Origin of the sequence: Helicobacter sp. UBA3407, from assembly GCF_949747025.1 — a bacterium.
In the GTDB taxonomy this organism is placed as follows: domain Bacteria; phylum Campylobacterota; class Campylobacteria; order Campylobacterales; family Helicobacteraceae; genus Helicobacter_D; species Helicobacter_D ganmani.
Window position 1 is genome coordinate 1 of the sequence record NZ_CATKCB010000110.1, and the last position, 4498, is coordinate 4498.

3 protein-coding genes and 1 pseudogene are annotated in these 4498 nt (G+C 37.0%); 3 read left to right on the plus strand and 1 reads right to left on the minus strand.

The genetic code is table 11. From position 1 onward, the window contains the following. Nucleotides 1–147: 147 nt before the first annotated feature. Nucleotides 148–1320, minus strand: a complete 1173-nt coding sequence (locus Q1553_RS03425) for a pyridoxal phosphate-dependent aminotransferase (RefSeq protein ID WP_300692370.1) — start codon at nt 1318–1320, stop codon at nt 148–150. 310 nt (nt 1321–1630) lie between these two features. On the opposite strand from Q1553_RS03425, the gene groES reads away from it, so the two are divergent. From groES to Q1553_RS03440, 3 genes and pseudogenes are all read left to right on the plus strand, one after another. Beyond that, a complete protein-coding gene (groES, locus tag Q1553_RS03430; protein ID WP_115550793.1) occupies nt 1631–1891 on the plus strand; it encodes a co-chaperone GroES in 261 nt (86 codons plus the stop codon). Nucleotides 1892–1919: 28 nt separating this feature from the next. Beyond that, nucleotides 1920–3560 (plus strand): chaperonin GroEL, encoded by a 1641-nt coding sequence (groL, locus tag Q1553_RS03435; RefSeq protein ID WP_115550792.1) that lies wholly within the window; start codon nt 1920–1922, stop codon nt 3558–3560. A 269-nt stretch (nt 3561–3829) separates the two neighbouring features. After that, nucleotides 3830–4498: pseudogene (locus Q1553_RS03440) on the plus strand (hypothetical protein); the annotation flags it as partial.

Sequence of the window (4498 nt, forward strand, 5' to 3'; positions counted from 1 at the left end):
AAGTGCGTAAGTTAAAAGAGGAGCATAAGAAAAAGAGTTAAGATTCCATAGTGAATTTACTTTATGTAAGATTATAGATTGCTATGAAATGTGAGGACGAGACGAAGAATCTCGCCTTATCCTTGCTAAATAGAGAGTTTAAAGTTTTTAAAGATTCTCGCAGTAATCTTTGATTCTTTGAATCCCTTTGTCAATACTATTTAAATCTGTGGCAAAGGAGAATCTAAAATAGCCGTCCATTCCAAAGCCAATTCCCGGAACGACAGCCACGCCAGCATATTCTAACAAGTTTTTGCAAAATTGCATAGAATCTTTAGAAATCTCTGCACAATGAACAAAAAGATAGAACGCTCCATCGGGTTTGCTAGCTTTTAACCCTTTAATGGTATTAAATCTTTCGCAGGCAAAATCTCTCCGCTCTTTAAAAGCTTGACGCATTATCTCAATTTCTTTATCTGCACTACCATTTAGCCCAGTAATTGCGGCTTTTTGTGTGATAGAGTTGATATTGGAGGTAGAATGTCCTTGTAGTGCATTAATGAGTTTGCAAAGTTTTTGGTCTTTGCTCGCTACATAGCCCATTCGCCAACCAGTCATTGCGACTGCCTTACTGAGCCCATTAATGGTAATTGTGCGCTCAAGCATATCTTGACTAAGGCTAGCAGGTGAGACAAAAGTGCCATCATAAACCAATTTTTCATAGATTTCATCGCTAAGCAACCAAATATTTGTGTCTTTTAAAATCTCTGCAATTTCTTCTAACTCTGCTCTAGAATACACCATTCCTGTGGGATTGGAGGGTGTTGTAAGCACTAGCATTTTTGTTTTAGGCGTTATGGCGGCTTTTAGCTGTTCTTTTGTGATTTTGAAGTTATTTTCTTGTGTAGTCTGGATAAAGATATTCTTGCCACCGCTAAATGTAACAAGCTCGGGGTAAGTTACCCAATAAGGTGAGGGGATAATCACTTCGTCGTCCTTTTCAATTAATGCTTGAAATACATTAAAAAGTGAGTGTTTCGCCCCGCTATTTACAATGATTTCTTTGGTGGAATATTCTAAATTATTATCCCGCTTCAACTTCACGCTAATCGCATTTAAAAGCTCCGGGATTCCAGCGACTGCAGTATATTTGGTAAAACCCTCGTTGATTGCTTGGATTGCTGCATCTTTAACGACTTGGGGAGTATCAAAATCCGGTTCACCCGCAGAAAAAGAGAGAATGTCTTTTCCTTGTGATTTTAGTTCTCGCGCAAGTGTGCTAATTGCAAGAGTGATAGATTCTGATAGAGCAGTGATTCTGCTTGCATAATGTGCCTGCATAGTAAGTCCTTATTGATAGGTAGATTGAAACGCAATAATAATCTTAATTTATTGAAAATTTTATAAAAGTTAAGAGAATTGTTTAACTTTTGTAGGCTTAGAATCTCTTTGTATTTTTGGTAGAGATTCTACTAAATTTCGCCCTTATGCTTATTGAATTTAAAAGTATTTAGCATTAATGACTAATTAATTTTTAGTCTAATAGACTAAGATTTAATGAATTTTTTTACTTAATGTATTGACAAAGTAAAGTTTTTGCATTATAATTCCGCTGTTTTTAAAAAATATTTAATTTTTGGAGGTAATTCTTATGAATTTCAGACCACTTGGAGAAAGAGTTCTAGTAGAAAGACTAGAAGAAGACACAAAAACTACTTCAGGAATTATTATCCCTGATAATGCGAAAGAAAAGCCGCTTGAAGGAATTATTCAAGCAATTGGTAGCGAAGTTAAAGATGTAAAAGTAGGTGATAAAGTTGTTTTTGGAAAATATTCTGGCACTGAAGTGAAACTAGAGGGAAAAGAATATTTGATTTTAAAGCTTGAAGATGTTTTAGGCGTGAGAGCTTAAAAGAAAATATATAATTAAGGAGATAAAAATGGCAAGTAAAGAAATTAATTTTTCAGACAATGCAAGAAATAGATTATATGAGGGTGTAAAACAGCTAAATGACGCTGTAAAAGTAACAATGGGGCCAAGAGGACGCAATGTGTTGATTCAAAAAAGCTTTGGTGCGCCAAGTATTACAAAAGACGGCGTTTCAGTAGCAAAAGAAATTGAATTAGCAGACCCTATTGCAAATATGGGAGCGCAACTTGTAAAAGAAGTCGCAAGTAAAACCGCAGACGCAGCAGGTGATGGTACGACTACGGCAACGGTTTTAGCATATAGTATTTTCAAAGAGGGTTTGAGAAATATTACTGCAGGTGCGAATCCTGTGCAAGTAAAGCGTGGAATGGATAAAGCAGCAGAGGCAATCACAGAAGAGCTTAAGAAAATTGCTAAACCTGTTGCGGGTAAAAAAGAAATCGCACAAGTAGCAACAATCTCTGCAAATTCTGATTCCAAAGTAGGCGAACTCATTGCGGAAGCTATGGAAAAAGTTGGTAAAGATGGCGTTATTACCGTAGAAGAAGCAAAAGGAATCAACGATGAACTAAGCGTGGTTGAGGGTATGCAGTTTGATAGAGGTTACCTTAGCCCTTATTTTGTAACCAATAGCGACAAAATGGAAGCAGAGTTAGAGCAGCCCTATATTTTGCTGACAGACAAAAAAATTACTTCTATGAAAGACATTTTGCCACTTTTAGAATCTACAATGAAAAGCGGTAAGCCACTTTTGATTATCGCAGAAGACATTGAGGGAGAAGCTTTGACAACTTTAGTTGTGAATAAATTACGTGGCGTATTGAATGTTGCTGCAGTCAAAGCTCCCGGATTTGGTGATAGAAGAAAAGAAATGCTAAAAGATATTGCAACTTTAACAGGTGGCGAAGTGATTAGCGAAGAATTGGGTAAAACACTAGAAGCTGCGACAATTGCAGATTTGGGGCAAGCGGCTAGAATAGTGATTGATAAAGACAATACAACAATTGTAGATGGTGCAGGTCAAAAAGATGCCGTTAATGCTAGAATCGCACAGATTAAAACACAAATCCAAAGCACTACAAGTGATTATGATAGGGAAAAATTGCAAGAAAGACTTGCAAAACTTAGCGGCGGTGTAGCTGTGATTAAAGTAGGTGCGGCAAGCGAAGTAGAAATGAAAGAGAAAAAAGACCGCGTTGATGATGCGTTAAGTGCAACAAAAGCAGCGGTTGAAGAGGGTATTATTATCGGTGGTGGTGCGGCACTTGTGCGCGCAGCAGCGAAAGTTAGCCTAAAGTTAGAGGGTGATGAAAAAATTGGCTATGAAATCATTAAACGCGCAATTTCTGCTCCGATTAAACAAATCGCAACCAACGCAGGCTTTGATGATGGTGTCGTGGTGAATAATGTAGAAAAAGATTCTAATGTAAATCACGGCTTTGACGCTTCTAATGGTACTTATGTGGATATGTTTGAAGCAGGAATCATTGACCCGCTAAAAGTTGCAAGAATCGCGCTTCAAAATGCAGTTTCTGTTTCTAGCTTATTGCTTACAACGGAAGCCACAGTGCATGAAATCAAAGAGGATAAACCTGCAATGCCAGATATGAGTGGTATGGGCGGAATGGGAGGTATGGGCGGAATGATGTAATTTCGTCCCCTTTTGCAATGATAAGCCTTTGCGTCATTGCAAATCCTCCTTTAAGACACAAATTTCTTCATATTTTAATTAACGCAAAGATAGCGAAACAATCTACAACATAGAATCTCATTTTAATTTATCGCATTTTTTTAAGTTTTTGGTATTTTATGTTTATCTAAGCTCGGATTCTGCGGGGGGGGGGGGATTTATTGTAATAGCTTTTAAAAAACTATACAATATACCCTTTGAATACAAATAAATATAAACAAGGAATAAAAATGGTATGGAAAGACGAGGATTTATCGGAAGTAAGTCAAGCAATAGAATCGCAAGAAAATGTGTTATTTATGGATTTGCAGCAAGAATACTCAATAGAATCTCTTAGGATTTTTTATGCCAAAGATTCTTTAGCTCTAGCAGCCAAAAACAAAGAATTTTTAAGCGTAGAAACTTCTTGTGATGGTAAGGTTTGGGAAAAGTTAGGTGGCGAATTATTAGATAGCATAGAAATATCCGATTTCTTGGAGATTCCGATTTATCAAGCCCTTAATGCGCGTTATATAAAAATATCCCACCAGCCGATACCATTAGATTTTAAGGTTTTTATTCGTAAATATTCGGGATTATTTATAAGTCCTACACAAGCGGGGTGGGGCGATAGAATGATTGCGATTCTAAATTGTATGGCTATGGCAAAATACACAGGATTTAAATGGGGGACATTGTGGCGATACAGAAAAGGCTCAAACTTCAATCAAAACGGAATCAATGTGATGAATATTGAAAGTGCGGAGGAGATTTTTGCCCCCGATTTTATCCAAAGTTATGTGTATGCAGGAAAGATTCCCAATAATGACATTTATGGGACAAAGCCGGGTGCAAAATCTTTAGACGACTTTTTAGTAAAGCCCTATCAACGCTCTTGGGGGCATTATTTTTATCATGGT

Bases quoted from the DNA above. Each gene is read 5' to 3' on its own strand.
- Q1553_RS03425 (WP_300692370.1), bottom strand. From the start codon at position 1,320: ATGCAGGCACATTATGCAAGCAGAATCACTGCTCTATCAGAATCTATC.
- groES (WP_115550793.1), top strand. From the start codon at position 1,631: ATGAATTTCAGACCACTTGGAGAAAGAGTTCTAGTAGAAAGACTAGAA.
- groL (WP_115550792.1), top strand. From the start codon at position 1,920: ATGGCAAGTAAAGAAATTAATTTTTCAGACAATGCAAGAAATAGATTA.